Annotated in this window: 1 pseudogene; it reads left to right on the plus strand. The window is 62.7% G+C overall.

Going from position 1 to position 319, the window contains the following annotated elements:
• Nucleotides 1-319 (plus strand): annotated as a pseudogene (locus tag HMPREF3138_RS27040) (phosphoenolpyruvate carboxykinase (ATP)); the annotation flags it as partial.

The raw sequence follows: 319 nt of genomic DNA on the forward strand, positions 1-319 counted from the left end.
TGGTGATGAACGGCGCCAAATGCACCAACCCGGACTGGCAGCAGCAAGGGTTGCACTCGGAGAACTTCGTCGCCTTCAACCTGACGGAACGCATGCAGCTGATCGGCGGCACCTGGTACGGCGGCGAGATGAAGAAAGGCCTGTTCTCGATCATGAACTACCTGCTGCCGCTGAAGGGCATCGCCTCGATGCACTGCTCGGCCAACGTCGGCGAGCAAGGCGACGTGGCGGTGTTCTTCGGCCTGTCCGGCACCGGCAAAACCACCCTCTCCACCGATCCGAAGCGCCAGCTGATCGGCGATGACGAGCACGGCTGGGA

Source organism: Serratia sp. HMSC15F11 (assembly GCF_001808215.1).
GTDB lineage: Bacteria > Pseudomonadota > Gammaproteobacteria > Enterobacterales > Enterobacteriaceae > Serratia > Serratia nevei.